Here is a 21,725-nt window from a genome sequence, read left to right on the forward strand (position 1 = left end):
GGCGTAACACCGATCAGGTCGCGACGGCTCCCGGCCACCGCTGCGATACCCCCGCGCCGGCGCCCCGGCGAACGCGCTCCTGCGCTGTCCGGGGCGGCGCGGCCGAGGCTGCTCCAGGCCGACGACCAGGCTGGACCCGGCGCCGTACTGGGGCGCATACCCACTCAGGCGGCGGTGTCGTCACCCTCGTCCTCGTCGGATTCGGCCAGAACCGGCGAGCCGTGGTGCGACCAGAGCTTCCAGCCACCGGGTGTGCGCAGGAACACATTCGTGGCGACCACGAGCTGTCCGACGAGCGGTCCCGGCTCGTCGCTGTCGTCGGGGGCGGGGCCTCCGCTGAGGATGTTCTCCGTGCACGTCACGACGGCCGTGCCGCCGGTGACGGAGACCTTGACGTCGGTCAGGAAGAACTGGATGTAGTCGGTGTTCGCCATGATCAACGCGTACGACCGCAGGACCTCGCCGCGGCCGGTGAGGACCGGCCAGCCCGGGTGCACGCAGGAGACCTCGGGCTCGCCGTCGCTCAGCCACAGGTCGGCCAGCTCTTCGAAGTCGCCGCGCTCCAGCGCCTCGTAGAAGGCGGTGTTCACGCCTTCCACCTGCTCGAAGTCGGTCCGCGCGGGGCCGGTCACGAGGTTCCTTCCCCGGCGCCGGGGCCCTGCGCGGTCGCGGCCTGCGCCACGGCCTGGGCGACCCGGACGGCGTCCGCGGTGGCGCGCACCTCGTGGACGCGGACCGCCCAGGCGCCCTGGTGCGCGGCGATGGCCGAGACGGCGGCGGTGGCGGCGTCGCGCTCGCGCGCGGGTGGCGGCGCGGCGCCCGGGCCCGCCAGGACCCGGCCGAGGAACCGCTTGCGGGAGGCCGCCACCAGCACCGGCCGGTCCAGCTCCGCCAGCCGGTCGAGGTGGGCGAGGAGCGCGAGGTCGTGCTCGGCGTCCTTGGAGAAGCCGAGGCCGGGGTCGACGATGATCCGGTCGGCACGCACGCCGCCGTCGACCATGGCGTCGATGCGGGCCCGCAGCTCGGTGACGACCTCGGAGACCACGTCGGCGTAGACCCCGCGGACGTTGGGGCCCTCAAGGAAGCCGCGCCAGTGCATCACCACGAACGGGACGGACGCCTCGGCCACCACGGAGATCATCGCGGGGTCGGCGAGGCCGCCGCTGACGTCGTTGACCAGCAGGGCGCCCGCGGACAGGGCCCGCTCGGCGACGGAGGCGCGCATGGTGTCCACGGAGACGGTGACCCCCTCCGAGACGAGGCCGCGCACCACCGGGATCACCCGGCGCAGCTCCTCCGCCTCGTCCACCCGGGCGGCACCCGGACGGGTGGACTCACCCCCCACGTCGACCAGGTCCGCGCCCTGGCCGACCAGGTCGAGGCCGTGCTTGACCGCGGTCGTGGTGTCGAAGAAGCGGCCGCCGTCGGAGAAGGAGTCGGGTGTCACATTGACGACCCCCATCACCGCGCAGCGGTCCCACTCGGGAAGACCCGCGACTCGGCCTCGGCCACGCAACGTACGCATGCCTCCAGCCTAGGCCCGCCGTCCGACACCGGGCGGCGGGCGGCTCGCCCCGATTGCGTCCCGGCACGGAATGTGCGGGGTGACACGGGTACCCCCGGGGCGGGGCGTGTGTTCGGAGTGACCCCGGCCCCCCCGGCGCGGAGCATCTGTTCGGGGCGACCCCGGTGCCCCGACAGGGGCGCGGGGAACTGCGCGAGCAACCATCCTGGGGGTACCTCCCACGCCCTTCAGGCAGTGGGGGACGGTGGTCGGGAAGCGACAGAACCAGCCCCTTCGGGCCGTTGACGACCCGACGGTGTCGTCGTGGCTTGTCGCGCGGTTCCCCGCGCCCCTCAGGACGGGGCTGCGCCCCGATAGGGGCGCGGGCAACGGCGCGAGCAGCCACCACCTGCCGGTGGTCGGGAAACGACAGAACCAGCCTCTTGGGAGGGTGGCGACGTGACGGTGTCGTCGTGGCGCAGGCTCGGGCAACTCTGTGGTGTTCAGCGGCGTTTGTCCGGCTGTTCTAGTGGCAGGTGTCTCTTTTTTGATACCTGGCGCCGTTCTTCGCCGTCTGGTAGAGGGAATTTGCTCTGCGGCTCACCAAGAAAGCCCCTCGCGCGGTAAGTTTCTGGCCATGCCACGTGGACGTCACCGCCATTCCCCGCCTCTGCACAAGCTGCTGCCCTCCTCGGCGATCGCCGGCGTCTCCGTAGCGTGCGCTGCCGGCACCTGGTTCTCCGTGGAGCCGGTGGTGCTGCGTGGCCTCGCGGTGGGTGCCGCGGTGGCCGCGGTGGTGGGCTCGGTCGTGATGCGCAGCTGGGACCGGCTGGCGGGTAGACAGGTCGCGGACCTGGTCCGTGCGCGCGAGAGCGATGGCTGGGCGCACGAGGAGCGGGTCGCCGAGCTGGAGGCGGACCTCGACGAGTCGCGCGAGCTCCGGCACAAGCTGGAGCAGAAGCTCCGCGCGAAGCGCACGGAGCTGGCCGGCCTGCGCAACGAGCACGCGGCACTGCTGCGCCGGTACGCCACGGCGGAGACCGAGCGCGCGAGCGCCCTCGAAGGGCGCCGCCTGCTGGCCATCGAGGCGAGCCCCGCGGGCCCCTCCGAGGGGGCGGGGCACGCGGGTCACGGTTCCGCGGCCCGCCCGGAGGCACGGCCCGAACCCGCCCCGGAGCCGGCTCGCGAGCTCACCCCCGAGCAGCGGCTGCCGGCCCTGCGGCGCAGCGCGGAGGCGGCGCGTGCGCGCAGCACCACGCCCCCCGTCTCGCTCTTCCTCCGGGCCAACGCCGCGCTGGAGTTGCTGGCACGCGGGGCCGGGCAGAGCGCCCCGCCGCAGCCGGAGCGGCGCGGCCCCGGGGCTCCCGCCCCGCGGACCCCTGAGAGCACCGGGCCGCGAAAGCCCCCCGTCCAGCGGAAGCCCGCCCCGGCCGCCGAGAGCGGGCGCCCCGCGGGCAGCGGCTCCCGCCCCGCCGAGAACGGCCCCCGTGTCCCGGCGCAGGCGCAGCGGCAGCCGCGCACGTCCTCGTCCGCCGCCGCGGCACGGCAGTCGGCCGGGCAGCGGACGCCGGGGCAGCCGGAGGCCGGAAGGTCCTCGCGGCGGCCCGAGTCCGGGCAGCCGGGATCCTCGGCGGGCGACGGTGGCGACACCCACGAGCGCCCGGCCGGCGACCCGCAACCCGAGACCCGCTACACGAAGGCACCGGCCGCGGCCGCCGTAGTGGTGCCCCCGGCGCCGGCGCGGCCCGCCCTGGGCGGCGGTTTCGACTTCTTCGGCAACAAGGTCGCGGGCGACTCGGCACCCTCCGCCGAGTCCGCCCACAACACCGGTCTCGCCGACGCGGTCGGCCAGACGGAGACGGCCCTGCACAAGGACGAGGCGGAAGCCGCCTTCAAGCCGGCCTCCGAGGCCGAGCGCGGTGTCGGCCAGGTCATCGACCTCACCGCGCACGACGAGACGGAGCAACTCGACGTCACGGGGCTGCGGGACGCGGTCTCCTAGCGAGTCCTGCCAGCGCGTTCTCCCAGGAAGTCCTCCGAGAGAGTCCTCCGAGGGTGTCCTCCGAGGGGGCGGCGTCCCGGGGGGCGCGGCCCGTGCGTTCCCGCGCGCGTGCCTCCGCTCGGGTGCCCCTACGCGTACGCGCGCGTGCCCCTAGGCCATCCACCGGTCCGGGCGTGCCGTGCGCCGTCCCGTTCGGGAGCGGTCGGCCTGGGCGTGCAGGAGGGCGCGTGCCTCCGCGGTGTCCCTGAGACGGGCCGAGACGGTGCGGCCCGCGCCGTTGTCCACCCGGACGTCCGCGAGCCCCGCGAGCCGCTCCCAGGGCCCCTGCACCAGCCGGACGCTCTGCACCTTCGCGTGCGGTACCAGCGAGACGGTGCGCCGCAGCAGTCCGCGGCGGGCCGCGAAGACGCTGTCGGTGACCGCGATCCCCTGCCCGCGCCACCACAGGGGCAGGCACCACCGGGCCCGGCGCGGCGCCGGTGAGAAGTCCCCCGGCACGTCGACCCCGGGCAGTACTCGGGCGACGACGTCCTGCGCGACCGATAGCGGCGCGACCGGCAGCAGGACCGTGTTCGCGGACCCGGCCACGTTCAGTTCGACCCGCACCCAGCCGCGCCGCCGCCACAGCAGGGGCTCGACCAGCCGCACGGTCTGCACCCGCCCCGGCGGCACCGTCTCGTGCGCCCGGTCGAGCAGGCCGTGGTCGATGCGGAGGCCGTCCGGCGACTCGCCCACCGTCCAGTCGTACTCGGCGATGAACCGGCCCACCGTCCGCGCGAAGGCACCGCCGAGCAGCGGGGCGGCGACCGCGATCACCGTCCACAGGTTGTGGGTGAACATCCACAGCGCCACCGGGGCCGCCAGCGCCGGCACCACGGGGCCCCAGGCCGTGCCGGTCAGCGCCACCGAGAGGGCGAGGGTGCGCGGGGGCACGCGCAGCACCTGGCGGGACGGGGCCTCGCCGACCTCGCGCACCCGCTCGGGCGCGAAGCCCGCGGCGCGCGCCAGCAGCTCGGCACGGAGCCCGCGCGCGTCCTGCTCGCCCAGGTAGGCGAGTTCGTCCTTCTTGTCGGTGCCGACGACGTCGAGCTTCAGCTTCACGACGCCCACGAAGCGGGCCAGCAGCGGCTGGTTGACGTCCACCGCCTGCAACCGGTCCAGGCGGATGTGCGCGGTGCGCCGGAACACCAGCCCGGTGCGGATGCGCAGCTCGGTGTCGGTGACGGCGAAGTGGGTGAACCACCAGGTCAGAAAGCCGTAGAGGGCGGCGGCGACGACGAGCGCCGCCAGGCCGCCGAGGAAGGTGGTGACGGTCAGCTGGGAGAGCCGGTGCTGCGCCTGGTCGGGGTCGTGCACCGCCCAGCCGACGATGATGGCTATGGGCGCCCAGGCGCGGCGCAGCGGGGTGACGGGGTGCAGGCGGTGCTCGATGACCTCGGTGGCTGTGGTGGCTGTGGTGGCTGTGGTGGCCGTGGTGGCCGTGGTGGTGGCTTTGGTGGCCGCGTCGGCGTCGGAGGTGGCCTCACCAGCCCCGTTGGCCTGACCAGCCCCGTAGGTCCCAGTGGCCTTGGTGAACTCGGTGGTCCCGGCCGTCTCCGCCGTCTCCCCGTCGCCGCGGGACACGGCCTCCGCGCCGCTCCCGTCCGCCTCCGGCGTCCTCACAGGCCCGCCGATCGGGCCTCGCCCAGCTCCGTGAGGCGGTCCCGTAGGCGCTCGGCCTCCTCGGGGAGCAGGCCCGGGATACGGGCGTCCGTGGCGGCCGCCGCGGTGTGCAGTTGCACGCCGGCCAGGCCGAAGTGCCGCTCCACGGGGCCCGAGGTGACCTCCACGAGCTGCATCCGGCCGTAGGGCACCACCGTCTCCTCACGCCAGAGCACGCCCCGGCTGATGAGCAGGTCGTCGGCGCGTTCCGCGTACCGCCAGGAGCGCCAGTTGCGCCCCAGCATCCGCCACCCGCCGGCGAGCGCCGCGGCCGGTATGAGCGCGCACAGCGCCCAGAGCGGATCGACGAACAGCGCCGGCAGCACGACCGCGGCCACCGTCGCCGGGACCAGCCACACCGTGAGCAGCAGCCGCCGCATCCGCAGCAGCCCCGGCGGCAGCCCCACCCAGGCGGGGGCGCCGGCTTCCTCATCCGCGCCGGCCCCGCCGCCGTACCCGTTCTCCGTGCCGGACCCGCCCAGGGGGCCGCCCGCGCGGCGCTCACCCCCGGAGCCGCCCGCGTCAGGCCCGCCGCCCGCGCTGCCGCCGCCGGCCGCCGTATCCGTCCCGCTCCCCGTCTCCATGCCGCAAGCGTACGTAGGACACACTGGTCGGGCCCCTCGAAGGAGCGACGGAGAAGAGAGACCGGCGGCATGAGCCCCACCACGGAGACCACGGTCGGCGTCGGCGGCGCCGCGGAGAGCACCGACATGGTGCTCAACATCGGGCCGCAGCACCCGTCCACCCACGGCGTGCTCAGGCTGCGGCTGGTGCTGGACGGCGAGCGCATCCTGCACGCGGAGCCCGTCATCGGCTACATGCACCGCGGAGCCGAGAAGCTCTTCGAGGCCCGCGACTACCGCCAGATCATCGTGCTCGCCAACCGCCACGACTGGCTGTCCGCGTTCTCGAACGAGCTGGGCGTGGTGCTCGCCGTCGAGCGGATGCTCGGCATGGAGGTCCCCCGGCGCGCGGTCTGGCTGCGCACTCTGCTCGCCGAGCTCAACCGCACCCTGAACCACCTGATGTTCCTCGGCTCGTACCCGTTGGAACTCGGCGGCATCACCCCCGTCTTCCACGCGTTCCGCGAGCGCGAGGAGTTGCAGAACGTGATGGAGGAGGTCTCCGGGGGGCGCATGCACTACATGTTCAACCGCGTGGGCGGCCTCAAGGAGGACGTTCCCGCGGGATGGACCGCACGCGCGCGCGGGGCGGTGGCCGCGCTGCGCTCCCGGATGGACGTCTACGACCGGCTGGTGCTCGGCAACGAGATCTTCCGCGGCCGCACCAGGGGCGTCGGCGTCCTGACGCCGGAGGCGGTGCACGCGTACGGGGTGAGCGGGCCCGTCGCCCGTGCCAGCGGCGTCGACTTCGACCTCCGGCGCGACGAGCCGTACCTCGCCTACCCCGAGCTGCAGGACACCCTCCAGGTGGTCACCCGGCAGGAGGGCGACTGCCTGGCACGCTTCGAGTGCCTGCTGGAGCAGGTGCACAACTCCCTGCGGCTCGCCGACGCCTGCCTGGACCGCCTCGCCGACCTGCCGCCGGGCCCCGTCAACCAGCGGCTGCCCAAGGTCCTCAAGGCCCCGGAGGGGCACACCTACGCCTGGACCGAGAACCCGCTCGGGATCAACGGCTACTACCTGGTCTCCAAGGGCGAGAAGACGCCCTACCGGCTGAAGCTCAGGTCCGCGTCGTACAACAACATCCAGGCCCTCACGGAACTGCTGCCCGGCACCCTGGTCGCCGACATGGTGGCGATCCTCGGGTCGCTGTTCTTCGTCGTCGGCGACATCGACAAGTAATCGACCACGCAATCGACCACGCAATCGACGAGTAGGCGGCAGGCCGGCGGTGGCGGTGACCATCGGCGGCGGGTAGGCGACGAGGCGGCGACAAGGCGGCGGTGAGCCGGTGGCGGGTCGCGGCGTGCTCGGCGGCTACGGGGCCGTCCGGGCGCCGTCCTCCGGCGGTACGGCGAGCGGGGTGCCCTCGGGGAGCGCCGCCGGGTGCGGCATGCCCACCGGTTGCAGCAGCCATCCGAAGGCGCCGAGTCCGTCCGTTGCCGTCAGTTCGGCCGCCTCGGACGCGGCGGCCAGGGCGCGTACGTAGGCGGCGGGGTCGGTGGTGGCGAGCGTCAGCGGGGGGTGTGCGCCGTTCACCCCCAGGGCGTGCAGCGCGTCGCGCTGGGTGACGAGACGGGGGCCGGCGGGACCTGCTCCCAGGGGGGTACGCGCGGCTCCGGTTCGGCCTGCTCCGGCCGAGGCCGAGGCCCGTTCGGCGCCCGCCGCGGCACAGGCGTCCAGCGCCACGTGCGCGGTGATGTCGCAGGAGCCGTCCGGCACGGGCGGTACCTCGCGGCCGGCCCGGAAGCCGGTGAGTGTCCCGTGGGCGGGACGGGATGCCCGCAGGTGCCCGTAGTCCGCCGCGACCGCGTAACCGGCCCTCAGTGTGCCCACGGCGGCCGCCCACGCCCCGTCCCTGGGCCGCCCCACCTCCGCCCGCAGACCGGGCCGCGCGGCCCCCGGCCACCAGCGCCGCAGCCAGCGCGCGTCGGGGCCCTCGTCCAGCGGCCCGCCGAGCACCTCGGTCCCGTCGGGCCGGACGAGGACGCGGCGGAGCACGCCGTCGGGGTCCGCCTCGACGACGTCCAGGGGGACGTTGTCCAGCCACTCGTTGGCGAAGAGGAGGCCGGTCACGCCCTGCGGGGGAGTGGCGCACCAGACGACGTCTGCCGCTGCGGCTCCCGCTGCGGCCACCGGATCCCCCGCGCCCTCCCCGGGACCAGTCCCCGGACCGCCCTCACGGTCGCCCTCCGCACCGAGCGGCTGCGGCACCCCCGCCCGTTCGACCGCGTACCCGCGCGCGCGGGCCGCGACCTCGGCGGGCAGCGCCGCGAGGACGCCGTGCACCAGCTCGCCGCGGCCCGCGCCCATGTCGACGAACGCCAGCTCCGCCGGGTGGCCCAGCGCCTCGTCGACCCCGCAGAGCAGTCGCGCCACCGCCTCGGCGAACAGCCGCGAGGCGTGCACGGACGTGCGGAAGTGGCCGGCCGGTCCCTCGGGGCGCAGATAGAAGCCGCCGGGCCCGTAGAGCGCAGCCTCGGCCGCCTCCCGCCAGCCGGGCAGCGAGCCGAGCGGCACGTCGGGGCGCTCACCCGCGGGGTCCCCGCCGGCGCCGGGCAGCCGTTCTGCCTCATCCGTCACGGGCATCCGCCTCATCGGTCACGGGCAAAAGAGTAGGCGCAGGTCGCGGGGCCGCCTCCACCTTGCGGAGTACGAGCAGGCGATACGGATCGGCCCTCCGGTTGACTCCTGCACGCTGCACGCGTCTCTACGCTGGGTTACGTGCAGCGCCTCTACGACTTTCTCCGCAGACACCCGACATGGGTCGACGGCTTCTGGGCCGTCATCCTCCTGGGTCTCGAAGTCGCGAGCGAGCTGAACCTCTCCACGCAGGGGGCGGCGCACAAGCCGTTCGCCGCGGTGTTCCCCATCGCCGTCGCCATGTCGGTCGTGATCGCCCTGCGCCGCAGGCTGCCGGAGCACATGCTCCTGCTCGCCGCCGTGGGCGGGCTCGCCCAGGTGGCGTTCGACGTGGCGGTCATGCCCGGGGACTTCGCCATGCTGGTCATCATCTACACGGTGGCGGCCGACGGCGCCGGCTGGGCGTCCCGGTTCGCGCTGATCGGCGGCCTCTGCGCGGCGCCGCTGTCCCAGCTGGTGTGGCCGGCGACCAACAGCGCCGGCATCCTCGGCCAGGTGCTGGTGACGGTCTTCCAGGCCGTGCCGTTCGCGCTCGCCTGGGTGCTCGGCGACTCCGTCCGCACCCGCCGTGCCTACTTCGCCCACCTGGAGGAGCGCGCGGCCCGCCTGGAGCGCGAGCGCGAGGCGCAGGCCAAGGTCGCGGTCGCCGCCGAGCGCGCCCGCATCGCGCGCGAGCTGCACGACGTCGTGGCCCACAACGTCTCCGTGATGGTCGTCCAGGCGGACGGCGCCGCCTATGTCATGGACAGCGCCCCCGACCAGGCCAAGAGGGCGCTGGAGACGATCTCCGGCACCGGACGGCAGGCCCTCGCGGAGATGCGGCGGCTGCTGGGGGTGCTGCGCACCGGCGAGCCCGAGGACAGCGAGGACTACGTCCCCCAGCCCGACGTCGGCCAGCTCGACGAGCTCATCGAGCAGGTGCGCACCGCCGGCCTGCCCGTCGACTACAAGGTGGAGGGCACCCCGCGCCCGCTGCCCAGCGGCGTGGAGCTCACCGCCTACCGGATCGTTCAGGAAGCGCTCACCAACACCCGCAAGCACGGCGGCCCCGACGTCGGCGCGAGCGTGCGCCTGGTCTACTTCGACGACGGCCTCGGGCTGCTCGTGGAGGACGACGGCAAGGGGGCCCCGCACGAGCTGTACGAGGACGGCGGCGCCGACGGCCGGGGCCACGGCCTGATCGGCATGCGGGAGCGCATCGGCATGGTCGGCGGAACGCTGGACGCCGGACCGCGCCCGGGCGGAGGCTTCCGTATCAGTGCCCTGCTGCCGCTCAAACCCGCTCGCTGATGCACCCGGACCGCTCCCGGTGCCCGCTCAAGGCTGTCGCCCAGGCCCACGAAGGGATGTCCCCCGATGCAGCCCACCCCGCCGCCGTCGCCCCAGCCCCCCGAGCCCGGGCGGCCGATCCGGGTGATGCTCGTCGACGACCAGGTACTGCTGCGCACCGGCTTCGGGATGGTGCTGACCGCCCAGCCGGACATGGAGGTGGTGGCGGAGGCCGGCGACGGCGCTGAGGCGCTGGAGGCGCTGCGCAGCACCTCCGTCGACGTGGTGCTGATGGACGTCCGCATGCCGCGGCTCGACGGCGTGGAGGCCACCCGCCGGATATGCGCCGCCGCCAGCCCCCCGAAGGTGCTCATCCTGACCACCTTCGACCTGGACGAGTACGCCTTCTCCGGGCTGAAGGCGGGTGCCTCGGGCTTCATGCTGAAGGATGTGCCGCCCTCGGAGCTGCTGGCGGCGATCCGCGCCGTGCACAGCGGTGACGCGGTCGTCGCGCCGTCCACCACCCGGCGGCTGCTGGACCGCTTCGCGCCGATGCTGCCCTCCGGTTCCGGGCAGGAGTCCGAGCAGAAGGAGCTGAACCGCCTCACGGAGCGGGAGCGCGAGGTCATGGTGCTGGTCGCCCAGGGCCTGTCGAACGGCGAGATCGCCGCCCGCCTGGTGCTCTCCGAGGCCACCGTGAAGACGCACGTAGGCCGCATCCTCACCAAGCTCGGCCTGCGCGACCGCGTACAGGTGGTGGTACTCGCCTACGAGACGGGCCTGGTACGGGCCGGGGGAGGCACGGGCTTCTGACCGGGGCGGTGTCGTGGGGCCGCGCCCCGACAGGGGCGCGGGGAACTGCGCGAGCAAGCCCATGGGAGGGATGGTCCCGCGAGGGCCGGAACCACCCCGCCCGGAGGGCAGCCCCGGCCCAGGCTCACCCGGGCGGCCGCGGCGCGCACTGCGCCCCGATAGGGGCGCGGGGAACTGCGCGAGCAAGCCGAACGGGCGGATGGTCCTGTGAGGGCCGAAACCACCCCGCCCGGAGGGCAGGCCGGGGCAGCCCAGGCCCACGCAAACCCCTAACCCGGAAAGCCGCCCCGCGAGGAAATCCTCCCCGCGAACTCCGACACCGCCTCCTTGACGTCGTCCGGTGTCCACTCAAGGCCGGGCGCGTTCACGGTGACCTCGGTGCACGCGGTGCCGGGCGTGCCGGACGCGGTCCAGTTCCAGAAGAGCCCGGTGCCGGTCTCCTCGGCCTGCCGCAGGGACGCCTCCTGGAGCACCTCGGCCTCGTAGGGCAGCCACACCTGGAACTGGTGGGTGTGCGGCACCCCGGGGTGCACCCGCGCCCACGGCACCCCCGCGGCGGCGAGGCCCTCCTTGAGCGCGGCGGCCACCACGCGCGCGTGCGCCACGTACGACGGCAGCCGCGGCAGTTCCCGGTCAAGGCCGATCAGCGCCGACAGGGCGGTCGGGAACTGGTGGGCGATCTGCCCGCCGTACCGGTGCCGCCAGGACCGCGCCTCGTCGGTGAGCGTCCGGGGTCCGGCGAGCGCGGCGCCGCCGAGGCCGCCCAGCGACTTGTAGAACGACACGTAGACGCTGTCCGCGAGGTCCGCGACCTCGTCCAGGGAGTGCCCGAGGTGCGGGACGCTCTCCCACAGGCGCGCCCCGTCGAAGTGCACCACGGCCTCGCGCTCCCGCGCGGCCGCCACCACCGCGGTCAGCTCGTCCCAGGTGGGCAGCAGGAAACCGGGCTCCCTGAGCGGCAGTTCCAGCATCAGCGCCCCGAACGGCTCGCCGAACTCCCGCACCTCGTCGGCGGTCGGCTGCCGGGGCTCCCGGGTGGGGTGCACGGTGCGCAGGCCGCTGAGGGCCCCGAAGGCGCCCTCCTCGTGGACCTCGGGGTGGGCGAGCGGGTGCAGCGCGACCGTCGCGTTCCCCGTCCGGCCCGCCCAGCAGCGCAGGGCCACCTGCTGCGCCATGGTGCCGGTCGGGAAGAAGACCGCGGCCTCCTTGCCGAGCAGTCCGGCGACGCGCTCCTCCAGCGCCTGGACGATGCGGTCCCCGTACAGGTCCGGGGGCTCGTCCAGGTCGTGGACGAGCGGCCCGTGTTCGAGGAGCGCCGCGAGCCGCTCCCTCATGGGGACGTGCATCCCGTTGTGGCCGAGGCACCGCCGGACCGACCGCTGGGCGGCGATCCGGCGGGTGCGTATGGCGTCCTTGTCCTGCGCGACTTCATGTCGCGCGTCCTTGTGCTGCTGGTTCTCGCTGCTGCTCCCGCTCATGTTCCGAAGCATGGCGTACGTCCCGTGCCCGGGGCACCGGTTCACCCGGCGTGACGGAGTATCCGGTTCCGCGGTCGGGTGTTCGGGACGTCACAGCCTGTGGATGACACAGTCGCACCGGGGGCGGATAGCGTTAACATGACGAGAAATCGTCCGGTACCCCACAGCGGACTGGAACGGAAGGCCGCCGTACGCGTGAACACACCCCCACCGGATCCCAGCACACGCCCCGCGAGGCTCACCGTCGGCGTCGTTGGCGCGGGCCGCGTCGGCCCCCCGCTGGCCGCATCCCTGCGCCTCGCCGGGCACCGCCCCGTGGCCGTCTCCGCCGTCTCCGACGCCTCCCGGCGGCGCGCCGAGGAGCTGCTGCCGGACGTGCCGGTGATGCCGCCCGCCGACGTCCTCCAGCGCGCGGACCTGGTCCTGCTGACGGTGCCCGACGACACCCTGCCGGGGCTCGTCGAAGGGCTCGTGGAGACCGGTGCGGTTCGCCCGGGCCAGCTCCTCGTGCACACCTCCGGGCGGTACGGCATCGGCGTGCTGGCCCCCGCCCTGCGGGCCGGCGCGCTCCCGCTCGCGCTGCACCCGGTGATGACGTTCACCGGCAGCAGCGTCGACGTGCACCGGCTCGCCGGATGCTCCTTCGGCGTCACCGCGCCCGAGGAGCTGCGGCTGGCCGCCGAGGCGCTGGTGATCGAGATGGGCGGCGAGCCCGAGTGGATCGAGGAGTCGGCGCGCCCGCTGTACCACGCGGCGCTCGCGATCGGTGCCAACCACCTGGTCACCCTGGTCGCCGAGTCCATGGACCTGCTGCGGACCGCGGGCGTCGCCGCACCCGACCGGATGCTCGGGCCGCTGCTCGGCGCCGCCCTGGACAACGCCCTGCGCTCCGGCGACGCCGCGCTCACCGGCCCGGTGGCCCGCGGCGACGCCGGCACCGTCGCGGCGCACGTCACCGAACTGCGCAGGCACGCCCCCGCCAGCGTCGCCGGATACCTGGCCATGGCGCGCGCCACGGCCGACCGCGCGCTCTCCCACGGCCTGCTCAAGCCCGAGCTCGCCGAGGACCTGCTGGACGTCCTGGCGCACGGCGCCGGGCCGGGCACGGACGGGGGAGCCCGATGACAGCTGGGATCGCCGAGCACGGCACCGACGGGGGGATCCGATGACCGCTCTTGTGCACACCGCCGCGGACCTGCGGGCACGCACGCGTACCGGCCGGCGCGCCGTCGTGATGACCATGGGAGCCCTGCACGAGGGCCACGCCGCCCTGATACGCGCCGCCCGCGAGCGGGCCGACGCCGGGCCCGGCGGGCGCGGCGAGGTGGTGCTCACCGTCTTCGTCAACCCTCTCCAGTTCGGCGCGGGCGAGGACCTGGACCGCTATCCCCGGACCCTGGACTCCGACCTGAAGATCGCCGAACGGGCGGGCGCCGACGTGGTGTTCGCGCCCGGCGCCGACGAGGTCTACCCCGGCGGCCGCCCGCAGGTGACCATCGCCGCGGGCCCGATGGGCGAGCGCCTTGAGGGCGCCTTCCGACCCGGCCACTTCGACGGCATGCTCACCGTCGTCGCCAAGCTGCTCCACCTCACCGAGGCGGATGTCACCCTCTTCGGGCAGAAGGACGCCCAGCAGCTCGCCCTCGTGCGGCGCATGGTGCGGGACCTGAACTTCCCGGTGGAGATCGTCGCGCTGCCCACGGTCCGCGAGGAGGACGGCCTCGCGCTGTCCAGCCGCAACCGCTACCTGTCGGCCGCGGAGCGCCGCACCGCTCTGGTGCTCTCCCGCGCCCTCTTCGCCGGCCGCGACCGGCACGCCGCCCAGGAGGCGCTGCGCGCCCGGGCCGCCACCGCGCCCACCACGCACGCGCGTGCCGACGCCCTCACCGCCCTGGGCGAGTCCCGCGCCGCCGCGGACGCGCACGCCGTCGCCAGTGCGATATCCGGCGGCCCCGGGAGCGCGTCCCCGGCCGTCAACGCACCGGAGGACGTGCGCGCGGCGGCCCGTCTGGTCCTGGACGAGGCCGTCACCCGCACGCCCCCGCTCGAACTCGACTACCTGGCCCTGGTCGACCCGGCCGACTTCACGGAGATCCCGGACGACCACACGGGCGGCGCCGTCCTCGCGGTCGCCGCGAAGGTGGGCGCCACCCGGCTCATCGACAACATCCCGCTCACCTTCGGACCCCACGGAGCCGCCACATGACCGGCACCCGGCACCCCGTACCGAGAGCACCCCGCAACGCCCGCGAAGCCGCACAGGGCGCCGGCGGCAGGGCCGTCCCGCCCGAGGACCCGCCAGGCCCCGCTGAACCGGACCTCGCGGAGCCGCACCTCGCGGAGTCCCGGCCCGCCGCCGGCATCCGGCTGCACGCCCCCGCCCCCGGCTGGTCGCAGACCGCGGACGTCGTGGTCGTCGGCTCCGGCGTGGCCGGGCTCACGGCGGCGCTGCGCTGCTCGGCCGCCGGCCTCGACACCGTCGTCGTCACCAAGGCGAGCCTGGACGACGGCTCCACCCGCTGGGCGCAGGGCGGCATCGCGGCCGCCCTGGGCGACGGCGACACCCCCGAGCAGCACCTCGACGACACCCTGGTCGCCGGCGCCGGCCTCTGCGACGAGGAGGCGGTCCGGCTCCTCGTCACGGAGGGGCCCGGCGCGGTGCACCGCCTCATCGCGACCGGCGCCCACTTCGACACCTCCACCGCCACCGGCGGCATCGCCCTCACCCGGGAGGGTGGCCACCACCGCCGCCGCATCGCCCATGCGGGTGGTGACGCGACCGGAGCCGAGGTCTCCCGCGCCCTCGTCGAGGCGGTGCGCGCGCGTGGCATACGGACCGTGCAGAACGCCCTCGTCCTGGACCTGCTGGCGGACGCCGCGGGCCGCACCGCCGGGGTCACCCTGCACGTCATGGGGGAGGGCCAGCACGACGGCGTGGGCGCGGTGCACGCGCCCGCGGTGGTGCTCGCCACCGGCGGCATGGGCCAGGTGTTCTCGGCGACCACCAACCCGTCCGTGTCCACCGGCGACGGGGTCGCGCTCGCACTGCGCGCCGGGGCCGAGGTCAGCGACCTGGAGTTCGTGCAGTTCCACCCGACCGTGCTCTTCCTGGGCGCGGACGCGGAGGGGCAGCAGCCGCTGGTCTCCGAGGCGGTGCGCGGCGAGGGGGCGCACCTGGTCGACGCCGGCGGGGTGCGCTTCATGACCGGGCAGCACGAGCTGGGCGAGCTGGCGCCCCGGGACATCGTCGCCAAGGCGATCACGCGGCGGATGCAGGAGCAGGGCGCCGAGCACATGTACCTGGACGCCCGGCACTTCGGCGCCGCCATGTGGGAGCGCCGCTTCCCCACCATCCTCGCCGCCTGCCGGGCGCACGGCATCGACCCCGTCACCGAGCCCGTCCCGGTCGCCCCGGCGGCGCACTACGCCTCCGGCGGCGTGCGCACGGATCGCCGCGGCCGCACCACCGTGCCAGGGCTCTACGCGTGTGGAGAGGTCGCCTGCACCGGCGTGCACGGCGCCAACCGGCTCGCCTCCAACTCCCTCCTCGAAGGGCTCGTCTACGCCGAGCGGATCGCCGCCGACATCGCGGACCGGCACCGTGCGGGCGCATTCCACGCGCGCGTGCCCGCGCCCACGGCCGCCCCCGAAACGCCGCGGCAGCCGCTGCTCGCGCCCGAGACCAGGTTCGCCATCCAGCGGATCATGTCCGAGGGCGCCGGAGTGCTGCGCTCCGCCGCCTCCCTGGAGCGCGCCGCCGTCCAGCTGGAGCAGCTCCACACCGATGCGCGGAACGCGCTCGACGAGCAGGGCAAGACGGCCGAGCCCGGTGTCGACAGCTGGGAGGCCACCAACCTGCTGTGCGTCGCCCGGGTCCTCGTCGCCGCCGCCCGCGAGCGCCGCGAGACCCGTGGCTGCCACTGGCGCCTGGACCACCCGGAGCGCGACGACGACGGGTGGCGGCGGCATGTCGTGGTAGGCCTGAACCCGGACCGGAGCCTCGCGCTGCGGACCACCCTGGGACCGGCCCTCCCGCCCGTCGGGGATGCCGCGCCCACCGGCCCCGCGCACGCCCCGGTGGCCTCCGCCGCCGCACCCCCGGGCGCCGCCGGCGCGCCTCCCGCGCGCGCGGACGCCGAGGCCGCCCCCTCGCCCCACACCGCCCAGCCCCCGTCCGACACCGCCACACCGCAGCCCCAGGAGCAGTGACCGACCGTGAGCCACAGCAGCCTTCCCAGCGTTCCCCGCGTTCCCTCCGGCCCCGCACAGGGCGGCTGCGGCTGTTCCGGCGAGGCCGGCGCGGAGGCGTCCGAGGAGGAGTACGACCCCATGGAGTGCGGTCTCGACCCCGCGCTCGCGCAGCTCCTGGCCGACGAGGGGCTCGACCCCGTGCTCGTCGAGGACATCGCCCACCTGGCCGTCGCGGAGGACCTCGACGAGGGCGTGGACGTCACCACCGTCGCCACCATCCCCGAGGAAGCCGTCGCCACCGCCGACTTCATCGCCCGGGAGAACGGCGTCGTGGCGGGCCTGCACATCGCCGAGGCCGTGCTGTCCGTCGTGTGCACGGAGGAGTTCGAGGTCGAGCGGCACGCCGAGGACGGCGACCGGATCGTCGCCGGGCAGCCGCTGCTGACGGTCACCGCCCGCACCCGCGACCTGCTCACCGCCGAGCGCAGCGCGCTCAACATCCTGTGCAGGCTCTCCGGCATCGCGACCGCCACGCGCGCGTGGGCGGACGCCCTGGACGGCACCAAGGCGAGGGTCCGCGACACCCGGAAGACGACGCCCGGGCTGCGCGCCCTGGAGAAGTTCGCCGTGCGCTGCGGCGGCGGCGTCAACCACCGCATGTCCCTGTCCGACGCGGCGCTCGTCAAGGACAACCACGTGGTGGCCGCCGGCGGCGTCGCCCAGGCGTTCGCCGCCGTCCGCGAGAGGTTCCCCGAGGTCCCCATCGAGGTGGAGGTCGACACCCTCCACCAGCTCCGCGAGGTGCTGGACGCCGGCGCCGACCTGATCCTCCTGGACAACTTCACCGTCGTGGAGACCGAGGAGGCCGTGGCGCTCGTCGACGGGCGCGCCTTCCTGGAGTCCTCGGGGCGCCTCACGCTGGACGACGCCCGTGCGTACGCCGTCACGGGAGTCGACTATCTTTCGGTGGGGGCGCTCACGCATTCCGCGCGGATCCTGGACATCGGTCTCGATCTGCGGGAGGCGGACGGGAGCGCGGCTTCTGGCGGTGAGACGGAGGGGACGGGCACGTCCCGGGACGGGGCTGAGTAGGCGTCATGCTGCTGACGATCGACGTGGGGAACACCCACACCGTGCTCGGCCTCTTCGACGGGGAGGACATCGTCGAGCACTGGCGCATCTCCACCGATCCGCGGCGCACCGCCGACGAGCTCGCCGTGCTGCTCCAGGGCCTCATGGGCATGCACCCGCTGCTCGGCGAGGACCTGGGCGACGGCATCGACGGCATCTCCATCTGCTCGACGGTGCCCTCCGTCCTGCACGAGCTGCGCGAGGTCACACGGCGGTACTACGGCGACGTGCCGGCCGTCCTCGTGGAGCCCGGGATCAAGACCGGGGTGCCGATCCTCATGGACAACCCCAAGGAGGTCGGCGCCGACCGCATCATCAACGCCGTCGCCGCGGTCGACCTCTACGGCGGCCCGGCGATCGTCGTCGACTTCGGAACGGCGACGACGTTCGACGCGGTCTCCGCGCGCGGCGAGTACACGGGCGGCGTGATCGCGCCCGGCATCGAGATCTCCGTCGACGCGCTCGGCATGCGCGGCGCGCAGCTCCGGAAGATCGAGCTGGCCAGGCCGCGGAGCGTGATCGGCAAGAACACGGTCGAGGCCATGCAGTCGGGCATCGTCTACGGGTTCGCCGGCCAGGTCGACGGCGTGGTGCGACGGATGGCCAGGGAGCTGTCGGAGGACGCGGACGACGTGACGGTGATCGCCACGGGCGGGCTGGCCCCGATGGTGCTCGGCGAGGCATCCGTGATCGACGAGCACGAGCCGTGGCTGACCCTGATCGGGCTACGCCTGGTGTACGAACGGAACGTGTCCCGGCTTTAGTCCCCTGTCGGGGGCGCGACCCGGGTGGGGCACCCCGGTGCCCTGTCCCACGTCCTCAAGCAGTGGGGGAGCGATCAGCTCCCACCGGCCGGTGGCCCGGACACGGCAGAGACTGCCCCTTTGGGCCGCCGGCGACGTGCCGGTCACGTTGCGGCCGGCCGCGCAGTCCCCCGCGCCCCTGACCGGGGCGAAGCCCCGTCTTTTTAGGGGCGCGGGGAACTGCGCGAGCACCCCTTCCGGCAGGTGGTCCGGATGAATCAGAGGCCACCCCACGGGGACGGGGATCGACCCGGAGGGTCGGCGTCATGGCCGGGGCACCGGATGCCGGGGCTGCGCACGCAGGAGCGCGGGACGTAAACGCCTCGGGTGACCGATCGCCGGGTATCCGCGCCCCGAACGGGGCGCAACGCAACGCCGGGGTATGCGTGGTAAGACAAATTTGTCGGATTAGCCCCTATCGTCACAACATGCCCACGCCCTACGGATCCCGCGGCGGTATGGCGTTCGCTCCGGCGGAGCTGCGCGTGCTCCGCCGTGCCCTCGCCCTCGCCCTCCATCCCAGCTCCGCCACGGTGCAGGACGTCCAGGACTGCCACCGCCTCGCAGAGTCCCTCGACGAGGCGGCACGCGAGGGCGCCCGGTTCCGTGCGTTCCTGTTCGACGATCTGGCTCGCTACCGTGCCGCCCTGCCGGGCACCGCGAGCGGGTACCTGTCGCTCCTGGGCGAGGCGCTGGACGCCGCGTACCGGCCCGACCCCGACGACTTCGCCGCGCTGCGCGCACTGCGCGGCAATCCGGCCGCGGCCGCGCTGCTCGAACGGTGCCGGGCCGTCCTGGAGGAGAGCATGAACGTCCCGCTCAGCGACCGCGCCGCCTTCCCGGCCGCCCGTGCCGAGTCCGTCCCGGGTGCCGCCTCCGCGCGCCGTACCGTCGTGCCCGGCTCGCGGCGCAGGCTCCAGGCCCTGCCGGGCGGGCTCGCAGCCGAGCCCTCGGAGCCGTCCGAGCCGCAGGAGCCGGACACCGAGAAGCGCCCCGAGGACGAGCCGGGGACGACCTCCGAGCCGGAGCCCGCCGCCGAGCCGGACAGGGAGGGCGAGGGGAAGCCCCGCAAGCCCGGCCGGCCCGGCCGGCCGGTCCCCACCCCCGCCGAGGTCTTCCCGCCCAAGCGCCGGCCCGCGCCACCCTCGAACCCGCCGGAGCAGCGGGCGGCCGGGTAGCTACCCTGGGGTCATGGAATACGTCTCTGCGCTCGTGCCCCCGGTGGTGATGGCCGCGCTCTTCATCGGCGTGATCGTGACGATGGTGAAGAGCCAGGGCGGGGCGAACAAGGCCAAGGAAGATGCCGCCGTCGACGCCGCCCTCGCGGCACGTGGCGAGGAGCCGCACCCGGCGGCCGAGCGCACGGCCGCCGCCGCGGGCGCAGCCACCACGGAAGGCGCCAAGGGCGACGCCCAGGGCTGAGCACCCGATACGTTCCGGCGGCACCACGGGCGGCCCACAGGGGTGCCCACGGGCGCGCCCGTCAGCCTGGGCTGCGCCGCACCGTTTCCCGGCTGCCCGGAAGCCCTCCGGTGTCGCCCGTCCCGCCTGCCCGCAAGCTGACACCGCCGGGCTCCGAAGACATCCGCGAGTGGTCCTATTTGTCGGTATTTTCACCGCAAGGCACGTTCATTATGCTATTCACAACTTTCAGGGCTATTGTTCATATGTGCCTCGGCCCTTGGGAGAACTCGAAGACGCGGTGATGACGCGGGTCTGGAAGTGGAACCGCCTCGTGACCGTTCGAGAAGTCCTTGAAGACCTGCAACGGGAACGCACCATCGCCTACACCACGGTGATGACCGTCCTGGACAATCTTCATCAGAAGGGCTGGGTGCGCCGAGAGGCCGAAGGCCGCGCCTATCGATATGAGGCGGTCTCCACGCGGCCCGCCTACGCGGCCGCCCTGATGAACGAAGCGTGGTCGCACAGCGACAACCCGGCAGCCGCTCTCGTCGCGTTCTTCGGGATGATGTCGCCGCAGCAGCGTGAAGCGCTCGGTGATGCGATGCGCATCGTCCAGGCACACCAGAGCCCGGCGCCCGAGGAGAACGCCGAAGACGCCGAGATGCGTCATGCGGCGGAGAACACCGAAGTCGCGGAGCCGGAGAACGCCGAAGTCGCGGAGCCGGAGAACGCCGAAGTCGCGGAGGCGGACAACGCCGAAGTCGCGGAGCCGGAGAACGGCGAAGCCAAGGAAGGCGCCTCGAACGGCGAACGCCGTGAGAGCGCTCCGCCTTCCGGGAACGGAACGCCGCAGAACCCCGGCTCCCTCCACTCGGAGGCCGGGCGATAGCGTCCGGGCATGCCAGCACAGCCCGAAGTCACCGCAAAAGCCCTTACTGTCCGGCGCGCCAGGACGAGCGATGTCCCGCAACTGCGCCGCCTCCTGGACCGCTACGTCCGCAAGGGCATCCTGCTCGACAAAGCGACGGTGACGCTTTACGAGGACATCCAGGAGTTCTGGGTGGCGGAACGTGACGACAACGCGCAGGTCGTGGGCTGTGGCGCGCTGCATGTGATGTGGGAAGACCTGGCGGAAGTCCGCACGCTCGCGGTGCATCCCCAGGTCTTGGGCACCGGGGTCGGACACCACCTCTTGGAGAAGCTGCTCCAGACCGCCCGCTGGCTCGGTGTGCGGCGCGTATTCTGCCTCACCTTCGAAGTCGACTTCTTCGTCAAGCACGGCTTCGCCGAGATCGGCGAGACCCCCGTCGACACGGATGTCTACAGCGAGCTGCTGCGTTCCTATGACGAGGGCGTTGCGGAGTTCCTGGGTCTCGAACGGGTGAAACCGAACACCTTGGGCAACAGCCGCATGCTTCTGCATCTGTGATCGCCGAGGGTATTCCCGCCGTCACTCGGCCCGGTGCCCTATGTCCGAAACGCGCATGTTTCCAGGGTCCTTGGGGGCCATGGCCGCTGTCAGGGGTTTGTGTTTTTCCGGGAAAAGCGGTTTGCTTTCCGAGGTACTGCAGTAGTGCATATAACAAGGGGACGGCGAAACAGCGGCCGGAGCCGCGGGGACACCGGCCCGTACGTTATCGATGAAAGGAAATTGCGGTGGCACAGAAGGTTCAGGTCCTTCTTGTCGACGACCTCGACGGTGGCGAGGCGGACGAGACCGTCACGTTCGCCCTCGACGGTAAGAGCTACGAGATCGACCTCACCACCGGCAACGCGGACAAGCTCCGCGGCCTGCTGGAGCCCTACCTGAAGGGTGGGCGCCGTACCGGCGGCCGTGCCTCGGGTGGTCGTGGCAAGGCGCGTGCGGCGGCGTCCGGCAGCAGCCAGGACACGGCGCAGATCCGCGCGTGGGCCAAGGAGAACGGTTACGAGGTCAACGACCGGGGGCGCGTCCCCGCGAACATCCGCCAGGCCTACGAGGACGCCCACCGCTGAGCGGAGGCGTTCGGCGGCAGGAGAAGGCGGAGCCGGCAGGGGGAGCCGGCAGGAGCTCGCACCGGGAACCGGGGGGTCGCACCCATATGGCGGCCCCCTGCGAGTCGTTATGGCCCCAGAGGCGTGAGCGGGGCCGTCTGCCCGGCGCTGTCGCGGCGGCAGCGC

19 protein-coding genes and 1 pseudogene are annotated in these 21,725 nt (G+C 73.9%); 14 read left to right on the plus strand and 6 right to left on the minus strand.

Translation table 11 applies throughout. The features are described 5' to 3' along the window. Window positions 1-164: 164 nt before the first annotated feature. Together Sm713_RS01410 and folP are read right to left on the minus strand one after the other, a co-directional pair. On the minus strand, window positions 165-632 hold the full coding sequence (locus Sm713_RS01410) for a nuclear transport factor 2 family protein (protein ID WP_212907881.1): 468 nt from the start codon (window positions 630-632) through the stop codon (window positions 165-167). Further along, window positions 629-1,525 carry a dihydropteroate synthase gene (folP, locus tag Sm713_RS01415; RefSeq protein WP_212907882.1) on the minus strand — a complete coding sequence of 299 codons (897 nt, stop codon included), beginning with the start codon at window positions 1,523-1,525 and terminating at the stop codon, window positions 629-631. Before folP ends, Sm713_RS01410 begins: the two co-directional genes overlap by 4 nt. Before the next feature lie 616 nt (window positions 1,526-2,141). On the opposite strand from folP, the gene Sm713_RS01420 reads away from it, so the two are divergent. Beyond that, window positions 2,142-3,506: a hypothetical protein gene (locus Sm713_RS01420; RefSeq protein ID WP_212907883.1), complete on the plus strand. Its 1,365-nt coding sequence runs from the start codon at window positions 2,142-2,144 to the stop codon at window positions 3,504-3,506. 150 nt (window positions 3,507-3,656) lie between these two features. Here the strand turns inward: Sm713_RS01420 and Sm713_RS01425 are convergent, their stop codons facing one another. Beyond that, a complete protein-coding gene (locus Sm713_RS01425) occupies window positions 3,657-4,937 on the minus strand; it encodes a PH domain-containing protein (protein ID WP_249416485.1) in 1,281 nt (426 codons plus the stop codon). 227 nt (window positions 4,938-5,164) lie between these two features. Continuing rightward, a complete protein-coding gene (locus Sm713_RS01430) occupies window positions 5,165-5,791 on the minus strand; it encodes a PH domain-containing protein (RefSeq protein WP_212907884.1) in 627 nt (208 codons plus the stop codon). A gap of 69 nt (window positions 5,792-5,860) precedes the next feature. Between Sm713_RS01430 and Sm713_RS01435 the strand changes: the two genes are divergently transcribed. After that, window positions 5,861-7,012, plus strand: a complete 1,152-nt coding sequence (locus Sm713_RS01435) for an NADH-quinone oxidoreductase subunit D (protein WP_212907885.1) — start codon at window positions 5,861-5,863, stop codon at window positions 7,010-7,012. Between the two features lie 135 nt (window positions 7,013-7,147). Here the strand turns inward: Sm713_RS01435 and Sm713_RS01440 are convergent, their stop codons facing one another. Next, the gene (locus Sm713_RS01440) at window positions 7,148-8,419 is read right to left on the minus strand and encodes an SAM-dependent methyltransferase (RefSeq protein ID WP_212907886.1); all 1,272 of its coding nucleotides are present in this window, start codon (window positions 8,417-8,419) and stop codon (window positions 7,148-7,150) included. 135 nt (window positions 8,420-8,554) lie between these two features. Here Sm713_RS01440 and Sm713_RS01445 point away from each other — a divergent pair, with 135 nt between their 5' ends. Then, window positions 8,555-9,763, plus strand: coding sequence for a sensor histidine kinase (locus Sm713_RS01445; protein WP_212907887.1), 1,209 nt, complete (start codon window positions 8,555-8,557; stop codon window positions 9,761-9,763). A gap of 66 nt (window positions 9,764-9,829) precedes the next feature. Then, complete coding sequence (locus Sm713_RS01450; protein ID WP_212907888.1) at window positions 9,830-10,555, plus strand: response regulator transcription factor; 726 nt, start codon at window positions 9,830-9,832, stop codon at window positions 10,553-10,555. A gap of 269 nt (window positions 10,556-10,824) precedes the next feature. Here Sm713_RS01450 and Sm713_RS01455 read toward each other — a convergent pair whose 3' ends face one another. Continuing rightward, window positions 10,825-12,033 (minus strand): low specificity L-threonine aldolase, encoded by a 1,209-nt coding sequence (locus Sm713_RS01455; protein WP_212907889.1) that lies wholly within the window; start codon window positions 12,031-12,033, stop codon window positions 10,825-10,827. 171 nt (window positions 12,034-12,204) lie between these two features. Between Sm713_RS01455 and Sm713_RS01460 the strand changes: the two genes are divergently transcribed. The 10 genes and pseudogenes from Sm713_RS01460 to Sm713_RS01505 all read left to right on the plus strand — a co-directional run bounded on the left by Sm713_RS01460 (window position 12,205) and on the right by Sm713_RS01505 (window position 21,560). Continuing rightward, window positions 12,205-13,158, plus strand: a complete 954-nt coding sequence (locus Sm713_RS01460) for a Rossmann-like and DUF2520 domain-containing protein (RefSeq protein ID WP_374196023.1) — start codon at window positions 12,205-12,207, stop codon at window positions 13,156-13,158. Window positions 13,159-13,198: 40 nt separating this feature from the next. Further along, the gene (gene panC / locus Sm713_RS01465) at window positions 13,199-14,239 is read left to right on the plus strand and encodes a pantoate--beta-alanine ligase (RefSeq protein WP_212907891.1); all 1,041 of its coding nucleotides are present in this window, start codon (window positions 13,199-13,201) and stop codon (window positions 14,237-14,239) included. After that, entirely contained in the window at window positions 14,236-16,242 is a 2,007-nt protein-coding gene (locus tag Sm713_RS01470; RefSeq protein WP_212907892.1) for an L-aspartate oxidase, read from the plus strand. Before panC ends, Sm713_RS01470 begins: the two co-directional genes overlap by 4 nt. 6 nt (window positions 16,243-16,248) lie before the next feature. Then, window positions 16,249-17,253, plus strand: a pseudogene (nadC, locus tag Sm713_RS01475) (carboxylating nicotinate-nucleotide diphosphorylase); the annotation flags it as partial. Window positions 17,254-17,321: 68 nt separating this feature from the next. Next, window positions 17,322-18,119: a type III pantothenate kinase gene (locus Sm713_RS01480; RefSeq protein WP_212907893.1), complete on the plus strand. Its 798-nt coding sequence runs from the start codon at window positions 17,322-17,324 to the stop codon at window positions 18,117-18,119. Between the two features lie 467 nt (window positions 18,120-18,586). Then, the gene (locus Sm713_RS01485) at window positions 18,587-19,336 is read left to right on the plus strand and encodes a hypothetical protein (RefSeq protein WP_249416032.1); all 750 of its coding nucleotides are present in this window, start codon (window positions 18,587-18,589) and stop codon (window positions 19,334-19,336) included. A 13-nt stretch (window positions 19,337-19,349) separates the two neighbouring features. Further along, window positions 19,350-19,580 (plus strand): hypothetical protein, encoded by a 231-nt coding sequence (locus Sm713_RS01490; RefSeq protein ID WP_212907894.1) that lies wholly within the window; start codon window positions 19,350-19,352, stop codon window positions 19,578-19,580. 283 nt (window positions 19,581-19,863) lie between these two features. Continuing rightward, the gene (locus Sm713_RS40035; protein WP_249416487.1) at window positions 19,864-20,454 is read left to right on the plus strand and encodes a BlaI/MecI/CopY family transcriptional regulator; all 591 of its coding nucleotides are present in this window, start codon (window positions 19,864-19,866) and stop codon (window positions 20,452-20,454) included. Between the two features lie 9 nt (window positions 20,455-20,463). Continuing rightward, window positions 20,464-20,994, plus strand: a complete 531-nt coding sequence (locus Sm713_RS01500; protein WP_212907895.1) for an amino-acid N-acetyltransferase — start codon at window positions 20,464-20,466, stop codon at window positions 20,992-20,994. Window positions 20,995-21,221: 227 nt separating this feature from the next. Further along, window positions 21,222-21,560, plus strand: a complete 339-nt coding sequence (locus Sm713_RS01505) for an Lsr2 family protein (protein ID WP_212907896.1) — start codon at window positions 21,222-21,224, stop codon at window positions 21,558-21,560. The last annotated feature ends 165 nt before the right edge of the window (window positions 21,561-21,725 follow it).

It is taken from the genome of Streptomyces sp. TS71-3, assembly GCF_018327685.1.
GTDB lineage: Bacteria > Actinomycetota > Actinomycetes > Streptomycetales > Streptomycetaceae > Streptomyces.